The organism is Bacillus sp. REN16 (assembly GCF_020731355.1).
Taxonomy (GTDB): domain Bacteria; phylum Bacillota; class Bacilli; order Bacillales; family Bacillaceae_L; genus Ferdinandcohnia.
The window spans coordinates 1-394 of record NZ_JAJFZK010000066.1; the positions used below are offsets into that span (position 1 = coordinate 1).

The following is a 394-nucleotide window of genomic DNA, read 5'->3' on the forward strand; positions in this document are numbered from 1 at the left end:
ATTATACAGGTTTGGAAAGAGGAAAGGCGACTGAAAGACGCCGTTGTAATGGTACAGCGTTCCATGAAATGGGATAAGCCTGAAGAAAGCCCAAAATCGGAATCTGAGGAAAGGATTCAGAAAACAGGGCTTAATTATATTGAACTAGTCTATGAGGAATATCAAGAACAACAAAAGCAAAATCATCAGAATGGCTTTGTGAACCTGATGGAGAAAGGTGAATCGGTATGATTAGTCATTTTTTCGGATGGGATTGTACCCCTTTTACAAAAGAAATTTCGACGGAAAACTTGTATCAATCAAGCTCTTTTCAACAATGCGTTGCCCGGCTCCAATACATGGTCAAAACACGTTCATTTGGGTTAGTGACCGGCGAGATTGGGGCTGGAAAGTC

The 394-nt window shown here is 41.1% G+C and carries 1 protein-coding gene; it reads left to right on the top strand.

The features are described from left to right. Positions 1-231 (top strand): hypothetical protein (locus LKW28_RS22840; protein WP_229142707.1); only part of this gene is annotated, 231 nt, incomplete at its 5' end. Between the last annotated feature and the right edge of the window lie 163 nt (positions 232-394).